This window comes from Streptomyces sp. V3I8 (genome assembly GCF_030817535.1).
Classification (GTDB): Bacteria; Actinomycetota; Actinomycetes; order Streptomycetales; family Streptomycetaceae; genus Streptomyces.
This window is the reverse complement of record NZ_JAUSZL010000002.1, coordinates 5,932,379-5,955,728: the sequence shown is the minus strand read 5'-3', so window position 1 is coordinate 5,955,728 and position 23,350 is coordinate 5,932,379. Positions and strand designations below refer to the sequence as shown.

Genomic DNA, 23,350 nt, shown 5'->3' with positions numbered 1-23,350 from the left:
GGGCCGGTCGCGCTCGCACGGCGGAGCCGCACCTCGGCACAGCCCCGCGCCCCTGAGGGGAGGCGCTACTGGCCGGCCAGGCCCGTGTGGGCCACGCCTGCCACGATCTGGCGCTGGAAGAAGACGAAGACGATGATCAGGGGAAGGCCCGCCATCAGGCCGCCCGCCATGAGCTGCGCCCACTGGATGCCGTAGGAGTTCATGACGGTCGCGATGCCGTTCGGCATGGTCATCAGGTCGGGGTTGTTGGTCACCATGTACGGCCACAGGAAGTTGTTCCAGGACGCGATGAAGGTGAAGATGCCGACCGCCGCGAGGGAGGGGCGGGAGAGCGGGAGCACGATGGTGAAGAAGACCCGCCAGCGGCCCGCGCCGTCGATGAAGGCCGCCTCCTCCAGTTCGCGCGGGATGCCCTGGAAGAACTTGTAGAGGATGTAGACCATCGCGGCGGGCGCGCACTGCGGCAGGATCATGCCCCAGTAAGTGTCGACCATCCCCATCTGCTGGACGGTGGTGAAGAGGGGGACGCCGAGGACCGCGGGCGAGACCATCAGGCCGGTCATGACCAGGCCCAGCAGGACCTTCCTGCCGCGGAACTCGGTGCGCGCGAAGCCGTACCCGGCGAGCGCGCCGACGCTCAGCACGACGGCGGTCACGCACACCGAGACCACCAGCGAGTTCACGAACCAGTTGGTGATGTTGCCGGTCTCGAAGATCGCCCGCCAGGCCTGCGTCGTCCACTCCCGCGGCAGCCAGTGCGTCGGCACCTCGACCGCCTCGGTCTCCGACTTGAGCGAGGTGAACAGCGCCCAGGCGAGGGGTGCCAGGAACACCACCGAGACGGCGGCGCCGAGGAGGGTGAGCACGATCTGGCTGGGTGTCCAGGGCCTGCGGACCCCGGTGCGTACCGGCGCCTCGGCGCGTGTCTGTGCGGCGGTGCTCATCGGCCGCCCTCCTCACGGTTGCGCAGCAGCCACATCCGCGCGAGGGCGACGGCCGCGATGATCACGAAGAAGATGATGGAGATCGCGGAGGCGTAGCCGACGCGGTAGCTGGTGAAGCCCTCTTCGAGGGTGTACTGCACGAAGGTGCGCGTGGAGCCCTCCGGTCCCGGCAGGAAGTCCATCATCACCACGGCCTGGTCGAAGACCTGTAGCGAGGCGAGGATCTGCAGGGCGAGGACGAGGCCGGTGATGTGGCGCAGCAGCGGCAGGGTGATGTGGACCATGCGGTGCCAGGCGTTGGCGCCGTCCAGCTTGGCCGCCTCGTAGAGGTGCGCGGGGATGCCCTGGAGGGCTGCGAGGTAGAGCAGGAAGCTGAAGCCGACCGTCCACCACAGGGTGCAGACGACGACGGCGAGCATGGCGTACGACTTGTCGTTCAGCCAGGCCGTCTCGATGCCGAGGACGTGGTTGACCATGCCGGTGCCGGGGTTGAACAGCCACTGCCACAGGTTGGCGGCGACGGTGGACGGCAGCAGGAACGGGGCGAAGAAGCACAGCCGCCACAGCCACTTGCCGCGCTCGATGTGGTGGGCGAGCATCGCGAGGAGGAAGGCGAGCACGGTGATGCAGGGCACGACCAGGAGCGTGAACCAGGCGCTGTGCCCGAGCGATTCCCACACCAGCGGGTCGCCGAACGCCTCGCGGTAGTTGTCGAGTCCGATGAAGTTCGTGGCGTCGCCGGAGATGTTGGCGTCCGTGAAGCTGAGGTAGACGCCGCGCAGCAGCGGCCAGATCACGAACAGCGCGAACAGCGCGAGGAACGGGGCGACGAACCAGGCGCCGTGCTGGAAGCCCTGCTTGCGGCGGACGGTGGCGCCGGCCGCGGCGGCCTTGGCGCGCGGCGGGGCGATGACGGTCTGTGCGCCGGCTGTCGTCATGCGGCCGCACCTCCCTGCGCGGCGGTCCTGCCGTCCATGGGGTTCTTCGAGGCGAGCAGCTCGGTGAGCGTGCTCTTCATGCCGCGGGCGGCGGCGTCCGGCTTGGCGGACCCCACCGTGGAGGAGACGACGATGGGGCCGACGCGCTGGGCGAGGATGCCGGTGGACCCGGCGAACCACACCTTGGGCTCGGTGGCCTGGTGGTCCATCGCCGAGACGTACTCGCTCTGCGGTTCCAGCTTCTTGTACGCGGCCGTGGAGAGGGTGGGCGTGTAGGCGGGGATGTGGCCGCCGGCCGCCCACAGTGCGGCGTGCCGGACGATGTAGGCGGCGAGCTGGTGCGCGCCCTCGTCGGCGGCCCCGCCGCGGCCGGACTGGTGGGGCAGCACGAAGGAGTGCGACTCGGCGTGGGTGGCCCGCCTGCCGAAGACGGGCGGCAGCGGGGTGGCGCCGTACTCGATCTGCGCGCCGTCGAAGACGGGCACCGACCAGTTGCCCTCCCAGACGAACGGGCCGCCGTTGACGAACTGTTCGGCGCCCGCGCCGCCCGCGAAGGCGGGGTCGGTGTACCCGTCGGTGACGTGGCGGCGCAGGAACTCCAGAACCTGCACGGCCTTGTCGGTGTCGAAGGTGACCTCGGTGTTCGCGTCGTCGAACCAGGTGCCGCCGAGCTGGGTGTAGAAGGCGACGAAGAACCACCACTGGAAGTTCTGGTCGCTGGACCACATGCCGATGGTCTGCAGGCCCTTTCCGGTGGCCGCCTTGGCCTCCTTGAGCACGTCGAACCACTCGTCGACGGAGGTGACCGGCACGAGGTGGCCGTCGTCGCCGAGCAGGCCCGCCTTCTTCAGCACGTCCTTGCGGTAGAAGCAGAGCTGGACGTGGATGTCGAGCGGGAGGGCGTAGAGCTTGCCGTCGACGACGGCGCGCTTCCACAGCTCGGGGTTGAAGTCCCTCTCCCGCACGCCGTATTCGGCGAGCAGGTCGACGTCCCAGGGGTCCAGGAGGCGGCCGGGCGAGAAGCCGGTGACGCGGCCCAGGTGCATGACGCCGAGGTCGGGTGCGCGGTTGCCCGCCGCCGCCATGGCCAGTTTGGTGTAGAAGGGGCTGCCCCACTGGAGGGTGGAGTCCTTGACGTCGATGTCCGGGTTCGCCTTCCGGAAGGCGTCCAGCATCGCGATCATGTTGTACCCGTCGCCGCCGCTGAAGAGGTTCCAGTAGCGCACGCGGGTGTCCGCGCCGGAGGCGAGTGCGTCCGCCCCGGTGCCCAGTGCGGCGAATCCGAGGCTTCCGGCGACCGTCAACCCGCTCAGTCCCGCCAGGAGTTGCCTGCGATCCAGGCCAGGTCGTCCCATGCCCTGCCCCATTCGTTCGAGATATCTCTGTTCGAGATTTCGATGAGTGCTCGTAACTTCGAACGGACCGTAGATAGGAAGCGCTTACTCGTCAATGGTTTGCGCAAAAACAGCGGCCCCCGTCCGGATCCGGACGGGGGCCGCTGTGTGCGGTGCGGTGCGAAGGCCGGCAACAGGCCGGCCCGGCTGTCAGCCCGCGAACGCGGGCAGGGGCAGGCCCTTGCCCGCGCCGGGGACGACGAGCAGCGATCCGGCGAGCGGGTGCGGTGCCTCCAGGCCCGTACGGGCCGTCGTGATGTACAGGTCGGTCAGGCCGGCGCCGCCGAACGCGCAGGCCGTGACGCGCGGTACGGGCAGCTCCACGACGTGGTCCAGGACACCGGAGGGGGTGTAGCGGCGGACCGCTCCGCCGTCCCAGAAGGCGACCCAGACGCAGCCCTCGGCGTCGACGGTGAGCCCGTCGGGGAAACCGTCGCCCTCGTCGACGGCGACCAACTGCCTTCTGTCGGTGGCCTGTCGCCCGTCGAAGTCGAAGACGTCGATCCGTCGCGTCGGTGTGTCGATGTAGTACATGAGGCGGCCGTCGGGGCTCCAGCCCGTGCCGTTGCTCACCGTCACGTCGTCGAGGACGGTGGTGACCGTCCCGTCCGGGGCGATCCGGGAGAGGGAGCCGCCGCCCGGTGCCTCGTCGTAGCGCATCGTCCCGGCCCACAGGGCGCCGTCGGGCGCGACCGCCGCGTCGTTGGCCCGGCGGCCGGGGACCACCTCGTGGTGCAGCCACCGGAAACCGGCGGGACCCGCGGGACCGGTGGAGGCGTCCGCGCCCGCGCCGCCGGCGGGATCCGGGCCGTAGAGGCCCACCCCGTCGCGGAGGTTGACCACCAGGCCGCCGCCCGCCCGCGGTTTGGCGGCACCCACGTGCTGCTCGGTGGCCAGCACGGTGCGCCGGCCGGAGACCGGGTCGTAGGTGAAGACCCGGGAGCCGAGGATGTCGATCCAGATCAGCCGCCCGCTCTCGGCGTCCCAGGTGGGACCCTCGCCGAGCGCGGCCTGCGCCCGGACGGCCACTTCGTACGCGTGCGCGCGTGTCATCCCACGCTCCGGTGTCCGAGCCGCTCCGACAGCTCGGCCGCGCCCTTGGCGGCGAGCTGCTCCAGCTCGGCCCGGCGGTCCTCGCTCCAGCGGATCATCGGCACGGAGATGGAGAGCGCGGCCACGACCTGGCCCGTGCGGTCGCGCACCGGCGCGGCGACACAGCTGACGTCGGGGTTCGACTCACGGCTCTCCACCGCGACGCCGCGGGAGCGGATCCCGTCCAGGGCCTCGCGCAGGGCGGCCGGGTCGGTGATGCTGTTCGGCGTCATCCGGATCAGGTCGGCGTCGTCGGGGATCCGCGAGGTCAGCTCGGGCCCGGACAGCGAGGCGAGCAGCATCTTGCCCACGGAGGTGCAGTGCGCGGGGAGGCGGCGGCCGGCGGCGGACACCATGCGCACGGCGTGCGTGGAGTCGACCTTGGCGATGTAGATGACGTCCGTGCCCTCGAGGATCGCCACGTGCACGGTCTCGTCGCAGGTCTCCGCGACGGACCGGGCGACCTGCTGGCCCTCGGCGGCCAGGTCCAGCTGCTCGGCGTAGCGGCTGCCGAGCTGGTACGGCCGCACGCCGAGCCGGTAACGTCCCGGCTGGCCCGGTACGGGCGTGATGTACGAGCGGGCCGCGAGGGTCGTCACCAGCTCGTGCACGGTGGTACGCGGCAGCTGGAGCCGGCGCACGATGTCGGGGGCGGAGAGTGTGCCGTCCCCGTCGAGGAAGAGCTCGAGTATGTCGAGAGCCCTGGTTACGGCAGGTACGAGGCGTCCCACAACTGGCCCCCTCCCTTGTGTTCGAAATTTCAACAGCCGATCGGCATAGCGAACACAGGCTACTCACATGGGCAAGGACCGGGCAATGGGCGCGCGCCGGGGGGCCCCGCCGGCGGACCCGCCGGTGGACCCGCCGCGAACAGGCGGGCGGGTGGGCAGGCGGGTGGGAAAGGTGTTCTCAGCGCCGGGCCCGGGGGTCACCCAGCTCACCCCGTAACCGCTGGGCGCGAAGCACCAGCTCCAGTTCGAAGCGCCGGTCCGGATCGTCCACCTCGTCCCCCCACAGCTCGCGGATCTGCCGGAGGCGGTACCGCACGGTCTGCGGATGGACCCCCAGCCGCGCCGCCACCTCGGGGGCCCCGCCCCGCGTCTCCAGCCAGGCCAGCATCGTCTCGGCGAGCCGCCGCCCGTGCGTGGGGCCGCAGTGGGCGAGCGGCTCCAGACACCGCAGGGCCAGGTCGTCGATCAGCTCCTCGGGCTGCAGGAGGACCAGCGCCTCGGTGTGCTCGGTGCAGTACAGCACCTCCCCCGCCGGCAGCAGTCCCCGCTCCATCAGCCGTACCGCCGCCTCCGCCCAGCGCAGCGACTTCGCCGCGTCGGCCAGCGGCACGGGCGGGCCGATCGCGCCCGCCCAGCCGGCCAGCGCCCGGTGCAGCAGTTCGGGGCGCCCGGCGGCGCCGGGCTCGGGCACGACCATGCGGGGCTGCTCGTACTCCATGTCCAGCAGGACGCCCTGACCCACGGCGGGCGCGACGGCCTCCCGGGCCGGCCGCAGCAGCACGCCGACCGCGACCTTGCCGGGCAGCGGCCACCCGATCCGCGCGGCCCGCTCCGCGAGCGCCCCGGCCGGATCGTCCCGGTGGTGCTCGGCGAGCAGCAGCTCCATCAGCCCGCGCTGCAGCCGCAACCGCTCCCCCGCCTGCCGGGCGGCGGCCTCGGCGTACCCCCGTACGGACTGGTCGACGAGCCCGTCCAGGTACTCGTAACCGGCGTCGACCAGCTCGTACATCGCGGGCGGCGGTATCTCCACGCGCTGCCCGATCTCGGCGAACCGGCGCCAGGCGAGCCGGACGCCGAGCCGGTAGATCGCCTGGAGCGCGTCGAGGCTGCGGCCGCCCAGTCCCTCACCGCGGCCGAATTCCTGGAAGACCTCGGGGTGGCACCCGCGGCCGGCCCTCGGCGGTCTCCAGGTGCTGGACGAACACCTCGATGGCCCGCCTGATCCCGACCAGGGCCATCGGCTCGCCGGAGTCGTCGAGCACCACGGGCAGGTGCGGGTACTCGTGCCGTATCTCCTGGAGGATCTCCTGTGCGAGGACGGGTGCCTCGGCCATCGCGAGCGCGGCGAACCGCCGCACCTGCGGCAGCGGTACGTCGTGCCAGGCCGAGCGCACGGTGACGGCTCCCTGTCGAAGAACCATGGTCAGCGCTCCCGGCCGGCCGTCTCGTAGGTGATGAGCGGCGTGTTCGGCTGGTCGGGGGTCGCGTCGAGCAGCGCCACGACACCGAGGGCGGTGCCCACGGCGAGCACGGCGGCGGCCACCACGGTCAGCAGGACGGCGAGCGGTCTGGGCATCGCGGGTCAGCCTCTCTGTCGAGGTCACTCCCACCCTGGCGCTCCGCCGGGAACATTCCCGACGCGACCGGTCCCGTCCGGCAAGTCCCCAGTGTCGGCAACGCATTGACACTTCGTCAAGGGTGCGCCTACGGTTCCCGGCCCATACCGCACCTGCACCCTCCCCCACCGTGCCGGCCCCTGTCCGCGCCGTGTCACCACGAGCCCTTGGAGTGCCCGGATGCGCCGTACCGCCACACCCTTCTCCCTGGTCGTACTGGGCTTGGGCGTCTTCCTGCTCGTACTGGCCCCGCTGTTCGCGTGGTACGTCGAACCACGCGCCCAGCGCACGCCCACCGACATCGACTCGACGACCGTGTTCACCGGCACGGGCAGTTATTTCGACACCGACGAGGTCGAGACCGTCCGCGGCAAACGGATCACCATCACCCGGCAGGTCCGCGGCGACGTGGCCGACAGCGAGAGGAGCGGCCGGGCGGTGTGGGACGTGTCCACGTCCGTCGACACCGCCGGGTCGCTGCCCGCGGCCGACCCGCACGACGCGCTCCAGTGGACCCTGGAGCGCTGGGTGACCGACCGGAAGACGAACAAGCCCGTCCACTGCTGCGAGGAGACGCCCTACTTCGAGGGCGAGGCGTACCTCAAGTTCCCCTTCGACGTGCAGGAACGCCCGTACATCTGGTGGGACAACACGCTCGGCTCGACCGTCACGCTGGCCTACCGGGGCAAGAAGCGGATCCAGGGGTACGAGGGCCTCCGGTTCACCGGCACCGTGCCCCCGACCAAGACCGGCACCCGGCTCGTACCGGGCGCGATCGTGGGCGTGGAGGACGCCGGCCAGGTGCTCGCCGAGGAGTGGTACTCCAACCACGGCATCGAGCTGGTCGCCGACCAGCGCACGGGCCGGATCGTCTACGCGGCGATCGGCCCCCGCAAGACGCTCCGGGCACCCGGCGGGAAGAAGGACGCCGTCGTCCTGCTCGACAGCAAGCGGATCGCGTTCACCCCCAAGACCCAGAAGGAGCAGGTGGACCTCGCCGACACCGACAGCGGCCTGCTGCGCACGGTGGGGCGCACGGTACCGATGGGTGCCGGAATCGCCGGATTCGTCCTGGCTGCCGTGGGTGCCGTTCTGGTGGCACGTGGGCGTCCGCGTCCCGACACGCCCGAGAGCTCCCAGCAGCCGCTCACGATGTGATGGCACGTCAGTTGCACAAAGCCCCGAAATTGTCACTTCGGTGAGTAGCCGCGTCGAACCAGCGGGCGAAAACTGTCCACCCCACCGAAGTCCCGAAAGTCCCGGCAGAACGGCCCCACCACCGACCTCCGCCGAACAGAACGACCGGCCCGAACACACCGCACACGTCACACACGTCACACACACCGAGCTCGTCGAGCTCATCACCCGTCGAACGCCCCGAGCCGTACCGACAACCCCCCACCCCCACGCTGGTTCCGCACCCCGAGACGAGTTGGAGCACCCATGCCCCAGCACGTGCCTTCGTCGTTGCGCGCCGCCTTCCCCAGCTCAGCGCAGCGACACCCGGCGCTTCCCCCACAGCCGCGCCGCATCGTCTTCCTCGCCCGTCGTGACTTCGGCAACGAAGCCGCGGGCGGCAGTGAACTCCTCGTCGACAGACTCGCCGAGGGGCTGACCCACCTGGGCCACCAGGTCACCCTGCTGTGCGGCGGCCCCGCGTCCTACCGCGACTACCGCGTCGTGTCGGCCGGCGGCGACCTCGGCCACTACCTGCGCGCCAGATCGACGTTCCAGCGCCGGGTCGGCGACTGCGACCTGCTCGTCGAGGTCTGCAACGGCATGCCGTACCTGGCACCGCTGTGGCACCGGGGACCGACCCTGCGTCTCGTCAACCACGTGCACACCGACCTGTGGCGGATGCGGTTCGGCGGACCGCTGGCACCCGCCGCCCGGCTCGGACGAAGACTCGAGCACTGGGCCCTGGCGGGCGCGCAGCGCCACGGCCTGCTGGTCGCCGTCTCCCCGTCGACGGCGCAGGCCCTGCACGCGCTCGGGGTCGAGCGCGAGCGCATCCGGATCGTGCACAACGGCGTGGAGGAGCCCGGCCCGCCCGCCCCGCGCTCACCGGAGCCGATGTTCCTGGCCATGGGACGGCTCGTCGAGTACAAGCGGATCGACCTGCTGCTGCGCCTGTGGGAACGGGTCCGCCCGGTCACCGGCGGCCGGCTGGTGATCGTCGGCGACGGCCCCGAGCGCGCCCGCCTCCAGCATCTCGCGGGCCCCGGCGTCGAGTTCACCGGACACGTCGGCGAGGCCGAGAAGCACCGTCTGCTCTGTGCCGCCTGGCTGCTGCTGCACCCCTCCGCCGTGGAGGGATGGGGCCTGGTGGTGACGGAGGCCGCGGCCCGCGGGACGCCGGCCATCGCCTTCGACGTACCCGGCCTGCGCGACTCGATCGTGGACGGCGAGACGGGCCTGCTGGCCCGCGGCGAGTCCTCGTTCGCCGCGGCCTGGTGCGCCCTCGCGCTGTCCGCCCACCGCCGCACCCTGCTGGGCCGGGCGGCCGGCGACCGCGCCGCCCAGTACCGCTGGAGCCGCACGGTACGCCAGTTCGGAGCGGTGGCCGCCGAGGCGGTGAAGGGCTGGACACCATGATCCTGCGGCGGAGGTCCGCACGGCGGCAGCTCCCCCGGCAGGGGACGCCCCGGCGGCAGCGCCTTCGGCTCCGGGGCGCGGCCCCCGGGCCCGGCACCGGTCTGCGGGACCCCTCGCTGCGCCGCTCCCTCGCGCTCCTGCGCGCCTTCCGCCACGAGCAGGACGACCCCGGGGCCTGCTACTCGCTGCTCGCCCGCGACGCCGCCGACCAGGTCGAGGCGTACGACGGCCCGGTGCGGGGCCGGACCGTCGTGGACGTGGGCGGCGGGGGCGGCTATTTCACCGCGGAGTTCCGCCGGCGCGGCGCGCACGGCCACCTCTTCGAGCCCGACGTGCGTGAGCTGGGTCCCGAGCCGCCGCAGGGGTCCGTCGTCGCCGACGGATACCTGCTGCCGCTCGCGGACGGGGTGGCCGACGTCTGCTTCTCCTCCAACGTGCTGGAGCACGTCGCCGACCCGCAGACCTTCCTCAGCGAGCTGGTCCGCGTCACCCGGCCCGGCGGACTGATCTACGTGTCGTTCACCAACTGGCTGTCCCCGTGGGGCGGTCACGAATGGGCGCCCTGGCACTATCTCGGTGCCGAGCGGGCCCGCGCCCGCTACCGGCGCCGTACGGGCCGGCCCGCCAAGCACACCCTCGGCGAGAACCTCTTCGCCGTGCACATCGGAACCACCCTGCGGCAGGTGCGCGCCCGGGACGACGTCCTGGTCGTCTCGGCGCGCTCCCGCTACTGGCCGTTCCTCGCCCAGGCCGTCGCCCGGGCGCCGGGACTGCGCGAGTTCGCCACCTGGAACCTCCTCCTCATCCTCCGGCGGTGTCCATGACCAGCACGGTCCAGGCCCCTCCCCCGGCGGCGACCCGCCCCCTCGCCCCGGACCCCGGCCCCGAGCGGGGGCCCCGGTCGAAGCGGTGGCTGCTGGGGTTCTGGGCCGTGGTCCTCGTGCTGTTCCCTGGCCGTGGACCCGGGCCGGCAGACCTTCGACACGAAGCTCGGGGTCGCACTCGACCCCGGGCGGTTCCTGTCCGACCTCGGCCAGCTCTGGCACGACCAGGGCGGTTTCGGCGGCATCGCGGACCAGTACGTCGGCTACGCCTTCCCGATGCTGCCGTACTACTGGCTGACGGACCTGGTCAGCCTGCCGGTGTGGCTGTCCGAGCGGCTGTGGATGTCGATCGTCGTGTCGGTCGCCTTCTGGGGCGCGCTGCGGCTCGCGGAGCGGCTGGGCGTCGGCGGTTCCGCGTCCCGGCTGCTCGGCGCGGTGGTCTACGCGCTGTGGCCGGTGTTCACGATCGTCGTCGGCTCGACCTCGGCCGCCGCGCTCCCGGGCGCCTTCCTGCCGTGGGTGCTGCTCCCGCTGACCGACGACCGGTACAGCGCCCGGGTCGCCGCCCTGCGCTCGGCGCTGGTCATCCCCTTCATGGGCGGGGTCAACGCGGCCTCGACCCTGGCCTCCCTGCTGCCGGTCGGCCTGTACCTGCTGTCCCGCCCGCGCGGTCCACGGCAGCGCGGACTCATCGCCTGGTGGGTGCCGGGCGTACTCCTGGCGACGGCCTGGTGGGTCGTACCGCTGCTGCTGCTCGGCGTCTACGGCGAGAACTTCCTCCCGTACGTGGAGAGCGCGCGCACCACCACGGACACCATGTCAGCGACGGAGTCCCTGCGCGGCGCCGGCAACTGGGTCGCCTACCTGCACTTCAACGAGGCCTGGCTGCCGGCCGGCTGGACCGTGACGGCCTCGGTGGTCGCCGTCGTCTCCTCGGCGCTGGCCGCCGGCCTCGGCCTCGCCGGACTGGCCCGGCGGGACGTGCCCGAGCGGCGCTGGCTGGTGCTGACCGTGCTGACCGCCGCGCTCATCACCCTGGCCGGGTACGGCGGTTCGTTCGGCGCGCCCTTCCACGGGGTGGTCCAGGGCTGGCTGGACGGCTGGCTCGTCCCCTTCCGCAACATCTACAAGTTCCAGACCGGGCCCGCCCTCGCGCTGTCCCTCGGGCTGGCGCACCTGGCCGAGGTCGCCGCCCGGACCCGGGGCGCCCGTCCGGTACGCGGCCGCCGGTACGCGCCCCTGGTCGCGGCGGTCCTCGTCCTTCCCGGACTGGCCTGGCCCTACCTCAACGGGTCGATCCTGCAGCCGGGTTCGTTCCAGGAGCTGCCGAAGTACTGGAAGACCACGGCGGGCTGGCTGGAGAAGTACTCGCCGGACTCCCGCGCCCTCGTCGTGCCCGCCACCGCGCACGGCCTCTACACCTGGGGCGACCCCATCGACCAGCCCCTCGACGTGCTCGCCGGCTCCCGCTGGGCCCAGCGGGACTACGTGCCGTTCGGCACCCCCGGCAACCGGCGCGCGATGGACGCGGTCCAGCAGGCCCTGCTGACGGGCGGCGCGGTCCCGGGCCTCGGCGACTACCTGGGCCGGGCCGGTGTCCACTACGTCGTCGTGCGCAACGACCTCGACCCCGACCAGCTCGGCCACCTGCCGACCGTGACCGTCAAGCGGACCCTGGAGGAGTCGGGCTACCGGCGCACGACCGGATTCGGCCCGCTGATGACGGACGGGCGCATCGCGGAGAACACCCCCGTCCAGGTGGAGGGGCTCTACCCGCGCCAGCGGGCCGTCGAGATCTACGAGCCCGCCGCCGACGTGCCGCGGCCCGGCCAGGCCGGGCTGAAGTCCGTCGCCGACACGGCCGTCGTGTCCGGCGGACCCGAGGCGCTGCTGCCGCTGGCCGCCGACCCCGCGCTGCGGGCCCGGGCGACCGTGCTGACCGGCGACAGCCATCCCGGCCTCGGCACCCCCGGCCTGCAGGTGGTGGGGGACGGGCTGCGGCGCGCCGACACCCGGTTCGGCCTGGTCGACAGCAACACCTCGTACACGTACACCCGTGGCGAACGCAACCACTCCGGCAGCTACCAGGACGCCGGGGAGGAGCCGCACCAGATCCTGCCGACGGACGGGATACGGCACCAGACGGTGGCCGAGCTGCGCGGGGCGCGCTCGGTGACCGCGTCGTCGAGCGGCAACTGGCTGTACCACCTTCCGCAGTACGACCCGGTGAACGCCTTCGACGGCAACCCCGACACGGCGTGGGCCGAGGGCGCGGTGGGCTCGGCCGACGGGCAGTGGCTGCGCATCGGCTTCACGGAGAAGACCGAGATCCCGTCATCGATCCGGGTCACCCCGCTGCCGCAGCAGAGCGTGCGCTCGGCTCCGACCCGGGTGCGCGTGCAGACCGAACGCGGCTCGCGGACCAGCACACTGCGGGCCGACGGGTCACGGCAGCGCATCAAGGCACCCGAGGGCCCGACGAGTTGGCTGAAGGTCACCGTCGTCGACTCGACCGCCCGGCACGCCGGGCTGTCCGGCGCGGGCTTCTCCGAGATCGGCGTCCCGGACGTCCAGGTGACCCGGCTGCTGCGGCTCCCGAGGGACGCCGAGGGCGCCGACGCGGCCGCCGAGACGATCTCCCTGCACCGGGCCACCGACCCGGGCAGCTTCTCCCCGACGGGCACGGAGACCGGACTGCACCGCCGCTGGACCTCGCGGTCGGCCGGCACGTACACGGTGGCGGCGAGCGCGATCCCCGTACCGGGCGACGCGCTCGACACGCTGCTGTACGACGTGGCGCCCGAGCAGCGCGACCGCGTCACCGCGAGCGCCGGCTCGACCGCCCGTCTCGGCACCGGCCTGTCACCGCGCAACCTCACCGACGGCGACCTGACCACCGCGTGGATCGCCGGTGACGACCCGACCGTCCGGCTGAGCTGGCCGGACAAGCAGGCCGTGGGCGAGGTCGTCCTCGCCCCGGCCGGCGGACTGTCCACCCGGCCCACCGAGGTGAACATCAGCTCCCCGGACGGCGCGGCCGTCGCGGGTGTCGACGAGAACGGCCTCGTCCGCTTCGAGCCGATCACCACGGACCGGCTCGAGATCACCGTCACCGAGACGGCTCCGCTGACCGTCCACAATCCGCTCGCCGACGAGGACCTGCAACTGCCGGTCGGCCTGACCGAGGCGTACGTTCCGGCCCTGACCGACCGGTACCGCACCCCGGTGGCCGTCGCCTCCCGCCCCTTCGAGCTGCCCTGCGGGAAGGGGCCGACACTGGCCGTCGACGACGAGCTGTACGAGACGAGTGCCGAGGGCACGGTGGGGGACCTCGTGGAGCGGCGGCCCGTGCAGCTGACGCTCTGCCAGGAAGGCAGGACCGGGGACGAGTTGTCGCTCGGCACGGGCAACCACCGGGTCGAGGCGGGTGACGCGGGACCGCTGGCCGTCGCCGACGTGACACTGACCCGCGGCGCGCTCACCACACCCACCGCCCTGGAGCGTGAACTGGGCATACGGGACTGGCTCGGTGACCGCCGCGAGGTGACCGTGGGTTCGGGCGCGGCCTCCTACCTGACGACGTACGAGAACTTCAACGACGGCTGGAAGGCCACGCTGAACGGCCGCGAGCTCGACCCGGTACGGCTCGACGGCTGGCAGCAGGGCTGGCGGATCCCGGCGGGCGAGGGCGGCACGGTCAAGCTCTCGTACGGACCGTCCACGGTGTACGAGGCCGGGCTGATCGGCGGCGGGCTCGCGGTCCTGGTGCTCGCCGGGCTCGTGCTCCTGCGGCGCCGCTCGCCCAACCCGGACGGGCCGTCGCCCGCACCGCCCCCGCCCGGGCCGGTCCTGGGCACGGTCGCGCTCACCCTGGTGGGGATCGTGATCGCCGGGTTCCTCGCGCTGCTGGTACCGCTGCTGGCACTGCTGGCCCGGCGGCGGCACACCCTGCTCGTACCCCTCGCGTTCCTCGCGCTCGCGGGGGCGGGGATCGCCGCCGCGACGGGCGCCGGGGAGCCGGTCGCCGAGGGCGCCGGCGCGTTCGGCCGCACGGCCCAGCTGCTGGCGCTGGTCGGGCTGTTCGCGGGCCTGGTGACGGTCGGCGGGACGGCGTACACCGCCCGGTGGCGCCGACGCCCCGCCACCGGGTTCCGGCGGCCCGTACGGCAGCCCGCCGCCACCGGCCTCCGAGGCCCCGACGGCGCCCCTGCCGCAACGGGCCCGGGGGGAGTACCCGGGGCCTGCGACACCCGGCACGTCCGGGACGCATGGCACACCCGGAACGTCCGGCCCGCCCGAGGCATCCGGGGCTCCCGGAGCACCGGGCGCGCCGCCGCCCCCCTTCGTGCCGGGTGGGGCCGGGCCGACCGTGTCGGCCCGGGGGCCCGGGGGGCGGGGGCCGGAGCCCGACCCGCCCACCGTGCGGACGCCGTTCCGCGAGCGCGGGTCCGGGGAGGCGGGAGCCGCGCGGCCCGGGGGCCACGAGGACCGCCGTGAGAACGAGGAGGACGGACCGACATGACCGCGCTGCACCACCCCGCACGCGACGGCACGGACGGACCCGTGGGCCCGCCCGCCCGCATCCCGTTCCCCGTGGTGGACGAGGTCGCCCGGCACTGCCTCCAGGAGGAGGAACCGGAGACCGTCCACATCGAGGTCCACCTCCCGGGCCACCTCGACCCGGACCGGCTGCGCACGGCGTTCGCCGGGGCCCTGCGCAGCCACCCCCGCATCCTGATGCGCGAGGCGGCCCGCCCCTGGTACGGGCGCCGGTACGAGTGGGAGCTCACCCCCGGGGCCGACGTGGAGGCCGTCCTGTTCCCGGCGCCGGACCGGGACGCGCTCAAGCACGCCCGGGACAGGGCCCTGCGCGACGCCCCGCCGCTCTCGGCCTCGCCGCCGGTCCGCCTGGAGGTCGTCCGCGTACCGCGGACCGCCGGCGCCGACCGTCCCGGCAGCACGGTCCTCTTCCTCACCATCAACCACACCGCCCTCGACGGCCCGGCCTGTCTGCGGGTCCTGGCGACCGCCGCGCAGCTGTACGGCGGCCGGGACAACTCCCCGGCCGCGCCCCCGACCCGCACCACGGCCGAGGCCCCGCGCGCCCCCGACACCCCCTCCACCTGGGCGCCGCCGGCCCGGGTGGCGCACGGGACGCCGGAGCCCCCGGGCCACCACGGCAACGGCATGCTCGTCGCCGAGCTGGGCGTCCCGCACCGGCCCAGGGGCGCCCCGTACACCGTGAACGACCAGCTGATGGCCGCGACCGCGCTGATGATCACGCACTGGAACCGCGAGCACGGCGCCCGTCCGCGCCCGCTGCGCATCACCATGCCGGTGGACGACCGCCCGCGCGGCACGGACATGCCGATCGGCAACGGCACCCGCCTCGTCGAGGTCCCCTTCGCCCCCGAGGAGCTGGACGCCTCCGACATGGCCGCCCTGCTGCGCCGCACGGCGGACCGCACCCGCGCCCTCAAGGCACAGCCCCGGCCCCAACTGGGCCACGGCGCCTCCCTGCTGACGGCGCCGGTGGTCCCCGTGGCGTGGCGGGCCGCGTTCACCCGGGGCCTGCGCAAGGCCGCCGGACCCTGGACGTCGACCACCCTGCTGAGCAACATCGGCCGTGTTCCGTACGCCCTCGACTTCGGCGAGGGCGCGGGGCGCGCGCACGCGGTGTGGTTCTCGGCGCCGGCCCGCATGCCGCGCGGGCTGACGGTGACGACGGCCTCCACGGCGGGCCGCCTGCACGTGGCGTTCCGCTGGTCCCGCGCCCTGCTGGGCCACGGCGACGGCAGCCACCTGCGGGACCTCTTCGAGCACTACCTGCACGCGACGCAGCACGGCACAGGGAGCGCCCCATGACCACGAAACCCCGCCCGGGGAGTGCCCCATGACCACGGCGCCGCCCCGCGGGACCCCGCACGGGCTGCGGGACTTCTACGAGGACCCCGCCGTCCCGGTCGCCTCCGGCACGCCCCGCAGCCTGCGCCAGGCCCGGATGCTCGCCGCCGCGCTGGGCCCGGCCACCGCCGGCGTGCGCACGGTCCTCGACATCGGCTGCGGCGACGGCACCGCCGCGGCGACGGCGGCGCCCGTCCTCGCCGGCCACCGCATCGTCGGCGTCGACTGGTCCCAGGACGCCCTCGGCCGCGCCCGCGCCCGGATCCCGTACGCGGTACGGGGCGAACTCACCGACGGCGGGCTGCCGTTCGGGGCCGCCTGCGCCGACGCCGTCCTGTTCAGCGAGGTCGTCGAGCACCTCGTCGACCCGGACGCGGCGCTCGACGAGATCCACCGGATCCTGCGCCCGGGAGGTCATCTCATGCTCTCCACCCCGAACCTGGCGGCCTGGTACAACCGCGCGCTGCTCCTCGCCGGTGTCCAGCCCGTCTTCTCCGAGGTGAGCCTGCGCGCCGTCCACGGGCGCCCCGGCTCGCAGGTGGTGGGCCACCTGCGGCTCTGCACGGCCCGCGCGCTGCGGGAGTTCGTGGCCGCGTCGGGCTTCGAGGTCGTGGCGCTGCGCGGCGCGCCCTTCCACGGCGTGCCGCGCCCGCTGCGCCCGCTGGACCGGCTGGCGTGCCGGGTCCCGTCGATGGCCTCGATCCTCCTGCTGCACGCGCGCAGGACGTAGACCATGTGGTGGGGAGTGGTCGCGGCCCTGGTGGCGAACCTGCTCTACAGCGCCGGATTCGTGCTGGAGAAGAGGGCGCTCGCGGCACTGCCCGAGGTGAGCGTGCGCCGGCCGGCCCGCCTGCTGCGGCTGGTCCTCGGCAGTTGGCTGTGGATCGGCGGGTCCCTCGCCCTGGCGTCGGGTTTCGGCGCGCAGCTCGTCGTCTACCGCACCCTGCCGATCGCCGCCGCGCAGGGCATCTTCGTCTCCGGGCTCGTCATCCTCGTCCTGCTCTCCTCGGTGCTGCTCGGCGAGGAGACCTCGGGCCGCGAACGGTACGCGCTCGGGGCGATCCTGCTCGCGCTCCTCATGGTGGTGCTGTCCCTGAAGGAGGGCTCCGACACGGTCAGCCGCAGCGCCCCGGCCCCGCTGATCCTGCTGGTGTGCGTACCGTCGCTCACGCTCGGCGTCTGGCTGTACGGGTCCGCCGAGCGCCGGGCCCGCCACCGGCACCGCATGCCGACGACGGGCGTCGAGTACGGCGTGGCGGTGGGCCTGCTGTACGGCGTCAGCTCACTGGCCATCAAGGGCGTGTCGAGCCACCTCACCACGGGCGGGTTCGGCGGCGCGCTGCTCGGTCTGCTGCGCTCCCCGTACCCGTACCTCCTGCTGTTCACCGGGGTGTTCGGCCTGGTCATGTCGCAGGCGGCGCTGCAGCGCTGCCGGGCCTCGCTGATCGTGCCGGTCTGCACGACGGTGACCTGCCTGTTCACCGCGGTGCTCGGGACGCTCTCGTTCGGCGAGGCGCTGCCCGCCGATCCGCTGCGGCTGGCGCTGCGGATCGGCGGTACGGCGCTGGCGGTCTGCGTGCTCCTCGCGATGCCCAAGCACGACGCGCCGCCGAAGCCACCCCCTCCGTCCTCCGAAAGGGAGTTACCGATCCATGAATCCCGACGACCCGCTGCTGAAGATACTGGCGTGCCCGCTGGACAAGGGACCGCTGCACCTCCTCGAGAAGGGGACGGGGGGTGAGGGCGGGGGCCCGGACGGCACGGAGGGCGCCCTCTACAACCCGCGGCTGCGCCGCCGCTACCCGATCGTGGACGGCATCCCGCAGCTCCTGCCCTCCTCCGGCGAACAGGTGACGGACGAGGAGCACGAGGAACTGCTGCTGCGCATCACCGCAGGCGGCGACCTCAGCGGTTCGCGCCCCGGGCCCCAGGAACCCGGGGCGATGACCTCATGACCCTGGCAGCCCGGCTGGCCCCGTTCGTGCCGGTGCGGCTGGTCGCCGCCGCCGCCCGGTCCGTCTATCCGCGCTTCGAGCCCGAGCTGGCCCGGCTCGGCGACCTGTGCCCGCCCGGCTGCGGCACCGCGGTCGACGTGGGCGGCTGGTACGGCCCCTGGACCCGCCGTCTGTCGGGCCGGGCGCGCCGTGTGGTGACGGTCGAGCCGGTCCCGCACCTGGCCCGGCTGCTCGCCGCCGCGACCCCCGGCAACGTCCGGGTCGTCCACGCGGCGGCGAGCGACCGGCCCGGCACGGCCCGCCTCTGGCTGCCGCCCGGCGACCAGGGCGACCGGGGCGTCTCGTCCCTCGTCCGGCGGGACATCCACGCCCGCGCCCTGAACGTCCGCTGCCTCACCCTGGACAGCCTGGACCTGCACGACGTGGGCTTCATCAAGATCGACGTCGACGGCGGCGAACTCGCCGTGCTGCGCGGGGCGAAGACCCTGCTGGCCCGGGACCGCCCGGCCCTGTTCATCGAGCTGGAGGCCCGCATCCAGCCCGTCGGCCCGGTGGTGTCCCACCTCGCCGAGCGGGGGTACGCGGGCTGGGTGCTGCCCGGCGCCACCTGGCTGCCGCTGTCCTCGTTCGACCTGGAGGCCCACCAGGCGCGCACCTCGCACGTGGTCGCGCAGGGCCTGCTGCGCAGGGTGCTGTCCTTCCGCGGCCCGGGGTACGTCCGGTACGTGAACTCGGTGCTCTTCCTCCCCGACGGCCGCCGCCCGGGCGGGCGGCACGCGGGAGACGTGCGGCGCGCACGGCAGGTGGAGCCCGTACGGGACGATGGGGGGCATGCCTCCCGCCGAACCGGCTAGCGCCGCCCCGTTCACCCCGCTCGACTTCCAGCTGGTCCTGCTGCGCCGGATGGCCGACCACAACGCGGACCTCGTGGAGGACGCCCGGCACGCGCTGGGTGCCTCGGCCGCGCTGATGCGCGAGGCCAACCGGCGCTGGCAGGCGATGCGGCACGCGCCCCGCAGCCGGGGCGCCGTCGCGCGCTACCGCTCGATCCTGGGCGAGCCGGAGTCGGTGACGCCGCGCCGGATCGGCGACCTGTCCTGCGAGGCACACCTGTGGCCGGTCCCCCTCTGGCCGGACCTGCGCTTCGAGGTGCTGGTGGCCCCGGGCGGCGTGGCGTGGAACGAGTGGCTGGTCCGCGCCCCGGGAGCCCCCGCCCCGGCCCTGCGCACGCCGGACGACCTGACGCCCTGGTCCTGCACGGTCGACGAGGCCGCCCGCGCCTTCGCACCGGCCCGGCCGCTGGAGGGCTCGGCGCCGACCCGGTGGGGCCTCGCCTTCACGGCGCCGGCCGGCCCGGACGCCTCCGACGGCGTCCGGCGGGAGTGCGTGGCGGAGTTCACGTGGGGGCTGCTGCAGCGGGTGACGGTCCGCGGGCCGAGCTGGTGACCGGTCACCCGACGGCGGCCTTGACGATCGCCTCGGCGACGACGGGCACCGACTCCTCGTGCAGGAAGAGGAAGAGATTCGGCTCGACGAGTTCCAGCTCCATGACGCGGGGCGCCCCGTCGTCGCCGTCCACCAGGTCCACGCGGGCGTAGAGCAGCTCGGGCGCCCCGGGAACGGCGGCCAGCGCCCGCTCGGCGACGGCGAGTTCGGCGGGGGTCGGCTCCCAGGGCCGCAGGTTGGGGTGCGGGACCTTCTTCTCGTCGAACGCGGTGCCGGGTTCCAGGACGGCGCCCTTGCGGATGGCGTGCAGGAAACGCCCGCCGAGGAACTGCAGGGCGCGTTCACCGGCCGTGTCGATGCTGCGTACGTACGGCTGCACGATCGCGGTGAGCCCTTCGGCGTGCATGCGCTCCAGGTGCCGTATCGCGGTGTCGTGTTCTTCGGGTGCGTAGCGGGCCGCGTACCGGGCGCCGGCCCCCGAGGTCGGCTTGACGACGTACTCGCGGTCGCCGGGCAGGTCGGCGGGGTCGCCCGGGGCGAGGTAGCGGGTGTCGACGACGGGCACCCCGGCGGCGGCCAGGTCGCGCAGGTACCGCTTGTCGGCGTTCCAGCGCACCACCTCCGGCGGGTTGGCCAGCGTCGTCGCGGCCCCGCACCGATCGGCCCAGGCCAGGAACTCGGCGGCCCGCCAGGTGTAGTCCCAGGTGGAGCGGATGAGAACGAGGTCGAAGCCGCCCCACCCGACGTCGGGTTCGTCCCAGCGCACGACGGTGACGTCCGCCCCGGCCCGGCGCACCGCGTCCGCGAGGACGGGCAGGTCGCGGTCGTATCCGCTGGCGAGCACCTCCTGGCAGGTGACCAGTGCGATGCGCGGGATGCTGCGTGCCACGGCGGGCTCCTCTTGGGTCTGTCGGCGGTGTGTCGGCTCCGGTGGTCCCGGTCGCACAGTAACAACCGGTCCGAGAACCGGTCCGGGCCGCTTGACCTTCCCCTTCGGGGAGGCCACAGCATCGGTGGCAGGACGGAAGGAACGCCATGACGACGATGACGATCGGGGCCTTCTCGAGGGCGAGCCGGCTGTCGCCGAAGGCACTGCGGCTGTACGACGAGCTGGAGTTGCTGCGCCCCGCGCGGGTGGACCCGCGGACGGGCTACCGCCACTACGCGCCCGAACAGGTGGAGCAGGCACGCCTGGTGGCGTGGCTGCGCCGGCTCGGGATGCCGCTGGCCGGGATCCGCGAGGTCGTCGCACTCGGACCGGCGGAGGCCGCGCGGGAGGTCCGCGCGTTCTGGGCACGGGCCGAGGCGGACATGACGGCCCGCCGCGACCTGGCGTCCTTCCTCGTCGACCACCTGACGGGCCCCCGTGCGGGCCCTTCCTCTCCCAGGGAGACCACCATGACGACACTGGAACTGCGCTACGCCGCCCTCTCCGACACCGGCCTCGTCCGCCCCGCCAACCAGGACACGGTGCACGCCGGCACCCGCGTGCTGGCCGTCGCGGACGGCTTCGGTTCCGGGGGCGCGCCCGCGAGCGGGGCGGCCGTCGAGGCCCTGAAGCACCTCGACGACGAACCGCTGCCGGCCGGGAGCGTCCTCAACCTGCTGGAGGACGCGGTCCAGGGGGCGGCGCAGGCGGTCCGGGAGGTGGCGGGCCCGACGGACCCGCGGACCGGCACCACCCTCACGGCGATGGTGTGGACCGGCTCCCGGCTCGCCCTGGTCCACATCGGCGACTCCCGCGCCTACCTCCTGCGCGACGGCGGCCTCTTCCGGATCACCCACGACCACACGCTGGTCCAGTCCCTGCTCGACGAGGGCCGCCTGACCCCGGAGGAGGCCACCGCCCACCCCCAGCGCACCCTGCTGGCGAAGGCCCTGACGGGCGACGCCTCCGCCCCGGCCCCCGACCTGCGCCTGCACGACGCGCTGGCCGGCGACCGCTACCTCCTGTGCTCGGACGGCCTGTCCGGCGTGGTCCCCGAAACCACGCTCGAGGAGACTCTGACCACGACCCCCGACCCGGCCGAGGCCGCCCGGACCCTGATCACGGCGGCGCACACCGCCGGCGCCCCGGACAACGTGAGCTGCGTGGTGGCGGACGTGGTGCGGGCCGGTTCCCGGTAGCGAGAAGCGCAAGAGGCGGGGAACCCAAGGCGCGGTGCGGACGAATCCGGGCTGGTCGAGCAGCCGTCGCCGGCTTCCGTCGGGCTGGGGATCCGGTCGGCACCGAGCCGCGGTGGACAGCCCGGATAGGCTGCACGGCGTGATCGACTTCTGTGCGGGTTCCGACGATGCCGCAGTCGCGACAGCCGGGGCGTTGGCCGGCGCGGAAGTGGTCCGCGCCATGTACGGCCGGCGGCTCGACCGCATCGACAAGGGCGCGGGGGACTTCGCCACCGCCGCCGACGTGGAGGCCGAGGAGGCGATTCTCGCCCTCATCCGTGCCGCACGGCCCGACGACGCGGTGCTCGGGGAGGAAGGCGGGCGGCGGGGTGCCCGCGACGCCGCGCGCCAGTGGCTGGTGGATCCTCTGTGCGGCACGTTGAACTATGCCGTCGGGAACATGCTGGTGGCCGTCAACGTGGCGCTGCGCGACGGGGCGGCGGCGGTGGCCGACCCGTTCAGCGGCGAGGTGTTCTTCACGGACGGGGAGGCCGCCTGGGTGCGGCGTGACGGGTCCGAGGACGCGCCGCTGACGCCCACGCCCGCCACCCGCCTGGTGGACGTCAACCTGGATCCGCCGTTTCCGGGCGCGCCCGGATTCCGGGCCGTGGACCTGCTGGCCCATCCCCGGTTCGCCGAACGTTTCCGACCGCGCGTCGTCTCTACGACGCTGGCGTTGGCCTGGGTCGCCGCCGGCAGGCGCGCCGCGTACGTCACCGATGGCGGCGACCTTTCCGGGAACGTGCATTTCGCGGCCGGCATCGCTGTGTGCCGGGCCGCCGGCTGCGTCGTCACCGGGATCGACGGTACCCCGATCGGCAGAGGGGCCCGCGGACTCGTGGCCGCCGCCGACGACGAGACCCACGGGCTGCTGATGTCCATGGTGCGCCGCCCGAACTAGCGTTCCGCTCGGGCCGGTCCAATCCGGTCCGGTCCAATCCGGTCCAGCCCGGTCCGGTCCGGTCCGGTCCGGTTACGGGATCGCCGGCAGGCGCCGCGGCTCCAGGCGTTCCTCCACGGCCGTGTCGCCCTCCCGCGTCACGACGTACGCCCCCTTGCCCGCGATCTCCGTGACCGCCTCCACCAGTTCCGTGCCGCGGTAGACCAGGCCCACTCCGTCGTCGGTGCAGTGGGTGGTGGGCAGGATGCCGTTCGCGACGAGTTCGTGGACCAGGGGGCGGCGGCCCGGATCCGTGTCGTAGTGGACGCCGTTGCCGTACGGGAGGAAGCCCAACGCGTTCGTCACGGGGCGGAGTTCAGGACCGAAGGAGTCCGTGGTGCCGCCCTGGAACCAGCAGATCGAGCCCGCGCTGACGCCGCTGAGGACGACACCGGAACGCCAGGCCCTGCGCAGGACGCCGTCGAGGCCGTGCACCCGCCAGACCGCGAGGAGGTTCGCCACCGAGCCGCCCATGACCCAGACCACGTCCTGCTCCAGGACCGCGCCCTCGATGTCGTCCAGGTTCGGCATGGGGAAGAGCTGGAGGGGGGTCAGGTCGAAGCCCGCCACGCGCGCGGCCTCGCTCATGCGGGCCGTGAAGTGTTCGGCGTCCCCGATCGCCGTGCCGACGTACATCACGCGGGGCCGGCGCCCGTGCACGCCCGACAGGTCGACCGCGTGGTGCACGAGGGCGTCGAACTCCACCCTGGTCCGGCCGCCACCGGCCCGGTGCCCGCCGGACGTGGCCAGGACGGTGGGCGGCCTGGTGGGCGCGGCGGACGTGGCAGTGGCTGCGGCTGCGGTG

The 23,350-nt window shown here is 73.7% G+C and carries 19 protein-coding genes and 2 pseudogenes; 12 read left to right on the top strand and 9 right to left on the bottom strand.

Annotated features, from left to right (window positions below; genetic code table 11):
• Positions 1–65 precede the first annotated feature (65 nt).
• The 7 genes and pseudogenes from QFZ75_RS26420 to QFZ75_RS26390 all read right to left on the bottom strand — a co-directional run bounded on the left by QFZ75_RS26420 (position 66) and on the right by QFZ75_RS26390 (position 6,675).
• Positions 66–944, bottom strand: a complete 879-nt coding sequence (locus QFZ75_RS26420) for a carbohydrate ABC transporter permease (protein WP_307540755.1) — start codon at positions 942–944, stop codon at positions 66–68.
• Positions 941–1,882 (bottom strand): carbohydrate ABC transporter permease, encoded by a 942-nt coding sequence (locus tag QFZ75_RS26415; protein WP_307540753.1) that lies wholly within the window; start codon positions 1,880–1,882, stop codon positions 941–943. The genes QFZ75_RS26420 and QFZ75_RS26415 overlap by 4 nt, the downstream gene beginning before the upstream one ends.
• Positions 1,879–3,237: an extracellular solute-binding protein gene (locus tag QFZ75_RS26410; protein WP_307540751.1), complete on the bottom strand. Its 1,359-nt coding sequence runs from the start codon at positions 3,235–3,237 to the stop codon at positions 1,879–1,881. The genes QFZ75_RS26415 and QFZ75_RS26410 overlap by 4 nt, the downstream gene beginning before the upstream one ends.
• Positions 3,238–3,426: 189 nt before the next feature.
• Entirely contained in the window at positions 3,427–4,329 is a 903-nt protein-coding gene (locus QFZ75_RS26405) for an SMP-30/gluconolactonase/LRE family protein (RefSeq protein WP_307540750.1), read from the bottom strand.
• Positions 4,326–5,099 (bottom strand): IclR family transcriptional regulator, encoded by a 774-nt coding sequence (locus tag QFZ75_RS26400; RefSeq protein ID WP_307540748.1) that lies wholly within the window; start codon positions 5,097–5,099, stop codon positions 4,326–4,328. The genes QFZ75_RS26405 and QFZ75_RS26400 overlap by 4 nt, the downstream gene beginning before the upstream one ends.
• Positions 5,100–5,277: 178 nt before the next feature.
• A pseudogene (locus QFZ75_RS26395) lies at positions 5,278–6,520 on the bottom strand (helix-turn-helix domain-containing protein).
• A 2-nt stretch (positions 6,521–6,522) separates the two neighbouring features.
• Positions 6,523–6,675 (bottom strand): hypothetical protein, encoded by a 153-nt coding sequence (locus QFZ75_RS26390; protein WP_307540747.1) that lies wholly within the window; start codon positions 6,673–6,675, stop codon positions 6,523–6,525.
• Positions 6,676–6,895: 220 nt separating this feature from the next.
• On the opposite strand from QFZ75_RS26390, the gene QFZ75_RS26385 reads away from it, so the two are divergent.
• The 10 genes and pseudogenes from QFZ75_RS26385 (at position 6,896) to QFZ75_RS26340 (ending at position 19,439) form a co-directional block, all read left to right on the top strand.
• The gene (locus QFZ75_RS26385; RefSeq protein ID WP_307540745.1) at positions 6,896–7,873 is read left to right on the top strand and encodes a DUF3068 domain-containing protein; all 978 of its coding nucleotides are present in this window, start codon (positions 6,896–6,898) and stop codon (positions 7,871–7,873) included.
• A gap of 285 nt (positions 7,874–8,158) precedes the next feature.
• The gene (locus QFZ75_RS26380; RefSeq protein WP_307540743.1) at positions 8,159–9,310 is read left to right on the top strand and encodes a glycosyltransferase family 4 protein; all 1,152 of its coding nucleotides are present in this window, start codon (positions 8,159–8,161) and stop codon (positions 9,308–9,310) included.
• Positions 9,307–10,134 carry a class I SAM-dependent methyltransferase gene (locus tag QFZ75_RS26375; protein WP_373465948.1) on the top strand — a complete coding sequence of 276 codons (828 nt, stop codon included), beginning with the start codon at positions 9,307–9,309 and terminating at the stop codon, positions 10,132–10,134. Before QFZ75_RS26380 ends, QFZ75_RS26375 begins: the two co-directional genes overlap by 4 nt.
• Positions 10,131–14,656: pseudogene (locus QFZ75_RS26370) on the top strand (alpha-(1->3)-arabinofuranosyltransferase). The gene QFZ75_RS26375 and the pseudogene QFZ75_RS26370 overlap by 4 nt, the downstream one beginning before the upstream one ends.
• Positions 14,653–15,999 (top strand): condensation protein, encoded by a 1,347-nt coding sequence (locus QFZ75_RS26365; protein WP_307540741.1) that lies wholly within the window; start codon positions 14,653–14,655, stop codon positions 15,997–15,999. Before QFZ75_RS26370 ends, QFZ75_RS26365 begins: the two are co-directional and overlap by 4 nt.
• Before the next feature lie 28 nt (positions 16,000–16,027).
• The gene (locus tag QFZ75_RS26360; RefSeq protein WP_307540740.1) at positions 16,028–16,768 is read left to right on the top strand and encodes a class I SAM-dependent methyltransferase; all 741 of its coding nucleotides are present in this window, start codon (positions 16,028–16,030) and stop codon (positions 16,766–16,768) included.
• 3 nt (positions 16,769–16,771) lie between these two features.
• The gene (locus QFZ75_RS26355) at positions 16,772–17,779 is read left to right on the top strand and encodes a hypothetical protein (protein WP_373465947.1); all 1,008 of its coding nucleotides are present in this window, start codon (positions 16,772–16,774) and stop codon (positions 17,777–17,779) included.
• Positions 17,691–17,993 (top strand): Trm112 family protein, encoded by a 303-nt coding sequence (locus tag QFZ75_RS26350; protein ID WP_307540738.1) that lies wholly within the window; start codon positions 17,691–17,693, stop codon positions 17,991–17,993. The genes QFZ75_RS26355 and QFZ75_RS26350 overlap by 89 nt, the downstream gene beginning before the upstream one ends.
• Positions 17,990–18,847, top strand: coding sequence for an FkbM family methyltransferase (locus QFZ75_RS26345; protein WP_307540737.1), 858 nt, complete (start codon positions 17,990–17,992; stop codon positions 18,845–18,847). Before QFZ75_RS26350 ends, QFZ75_RS26345 begins: the two co-directional genes overlap by 4 nt.
• Positions 18,816–19,439: a hypothetical protein gene (locus QFZ75_RS26340; protein ID WP_373465946.1), complete on the top strand. Its 624-nt coding sequence runs from the start codon at positions 18,816–18,818 to the stop codon at positions 19,437–19,439. The genes QFZ75_RS26345 and QFZ75_RS26340 overlap by 32 nt, the downstream gene beginning before the upstream one ends.
• A gap of 4 nt (positions 19,440–19,443) precedes the next feature.
• Here QFZ75_RS26340 and QFZ75_RS26335 read toward each other — a convergent pair whose 3' ends face one another.
• Complete coding sequence (locus QFZ75_RS26335) at positions 19,444–20,316, bottom strand: RimK family alpha-L-glutamate ligase (RefSeq protein ID WP_307544793.1); 873 nt, start codon at positions 20,314–20,316, stop codon at positions 19,444–19,446.
• A gap of 158 nt (positions 20,317–20,474) precedes the next feature.
• Here QFZ75_RS26335 and QFZ75_RS26330 point away from each other — a divergent pair, with 158 nt between their 5' ends.
• Together QFZ75_RS26330 and QFZ75_RS26325 are read left to right on the top strand one after the other, a co-directional pair.
• Positions 20,475–21,566: a MerR family transcriptional regulator gene (locus tag QFZ75_RS26330; protein WP_307540733.1), complete on the top strand. Its 1,092-nt coding sequence runs from the start codon at positions 20,475–20,477 to the stop codon at positions 21,564–21,566.
• 139 nt (positions 21,567–21,705) lie between these two features.
• Positions 21,706–22,506 (top strand): inositol monophosphatase family protein, encoded by an 801-nt coding sequence (locus QFZ75_RS26325; protein ID WP_307540731.1) that lies wholly within the window; start codon positions 21,706–21,708, stop codon positions 22,504–22,506.
• A 72-nt stretch (positions 22,507–22,578) separates the two neighbouring features.
• On the opposite strand, the gene QFZ75_RS26320 is transcribed toward QFZ75_RS26325, so the two are convergent.
• Positions 22,579–23,250, bottom strand: coding sequence for a peptidase E (locus QFZ75_RS26320; RefSeq protein WP_307540729.1), 672 nt, complete (start codon positions 23,248–23,250; stop codon positions 22,579–22,581).
• Positions 23,251–23,350 lie beyond the last annotated feature (100 nt).

Bases quoted from the DNA above. Each gene is read 5' to 3' on its own strand.
- QFZ75_RS26415 (WP_307540753.1), bottom strand. From the start codon at position 1,882: ATGACGACAGCCGGCGCACAGACCGTCATCGCCCCGCCGCGCGCCAAG.
- QFZ75_RS26340 (WP_373465946.1), top strand. From the start codon at position 18,816: ATGGGGGGCATGCCTCCCGCCGAACCGGCTAGCGCCGCCCCGTTCACC.
- QFZ75_RS26405 (WP_307540750.1), bottom strand. From the start codon at position 4,329: ATGACACGCGCGCACGCGTACGAAGTGGCCGTCCGGGCGCAGGCCGCG.
- QFZ75_RS26380 (WP_307540743.1), top strand. From the start codon at position 8,159: ATGCCCCAGCACGTGCCTTCGTCGTTGCGCGCCGCCTTCCCCAGCTCA.
- QFZ75_RS26375 (WP_373465948.1), top strand. From the start codon at position 9,307: ATGATCCTGCGGCGGAGGTCCGCACGGCGGCAGCTCCCCCGGCAGGGG.
- QFZ75_RS26350 (WP_307540738.1), top strand. From the start codon at position 17,691: ATGAATCCCGACGACCCGCTGCTGAAGATACTGGCGTGCCCGCTGGAC.
- QFZ75_RS26355 (WP_373465947.1), top strand. From the start codon at position 16,772: ATGTGGTGGGGAGTGGTCGCGGCCCTGGTGGCGAACCTGCTCTACAGC.
- QFZ75_RS26345 (WP_307540737.1), top strand. From the start codon at position 17,990: ATGACCCTGGCAGCCCGGCTGGCCCCGTTCGTGCCGGTGCGGCTGGTC.
- QFZ75_RS26390 (WP_307540747.1), bottom strand. From the start codon at position 6,675: ATGCCCAGACCGCTCGCCGTCCTGCTGACCGTGGTGGCCGCCGCCGTG.
- QFZ75_RS26360 (WP_307540740.1), top strand. From the start codon at position 16,028: ATGACCACGGCGCCGCCCCGCGGGACCCCGCACGGGCTGCGGGACTTC.
- QFZ75_RS26420 (WP_307540755.1), bottom strand. From the start codon at position 944: ATGAGCACCGCCGCACAGACACGCGCCGAGGCGCCGGTACGCACCGGG.
- QFZ75_RS26410 (WP_307540751.1), bottom strand. From the start codon at position 3,237: ATGGGACGACCTGGCCTGGATCGCAGGCAACTCCTGGCGGGACTGAGC.
- QFZ75_RS26385 (WP_307540745.1), top strand. From the start codon at position 6,896: ATGCGCCGTACCGCCACACCCTTCTCCCTGGTCGTACTGGGCTTGGGC.
- QFZ75_RS26330 (WP_307540733.1), top strand. From the start codon at position 20,475: ATGACGACGATGACGATCGGGGCCTTCTCGAGGGCGAGCCGGCTGTCG.
- QFZ75_RS26365 (WP_307540741.1), top strand. From the start codon at position 14,653: ATGACCGCGCTGCACCACCCCGCACGCGACGGCACGGACGGACCCGTG.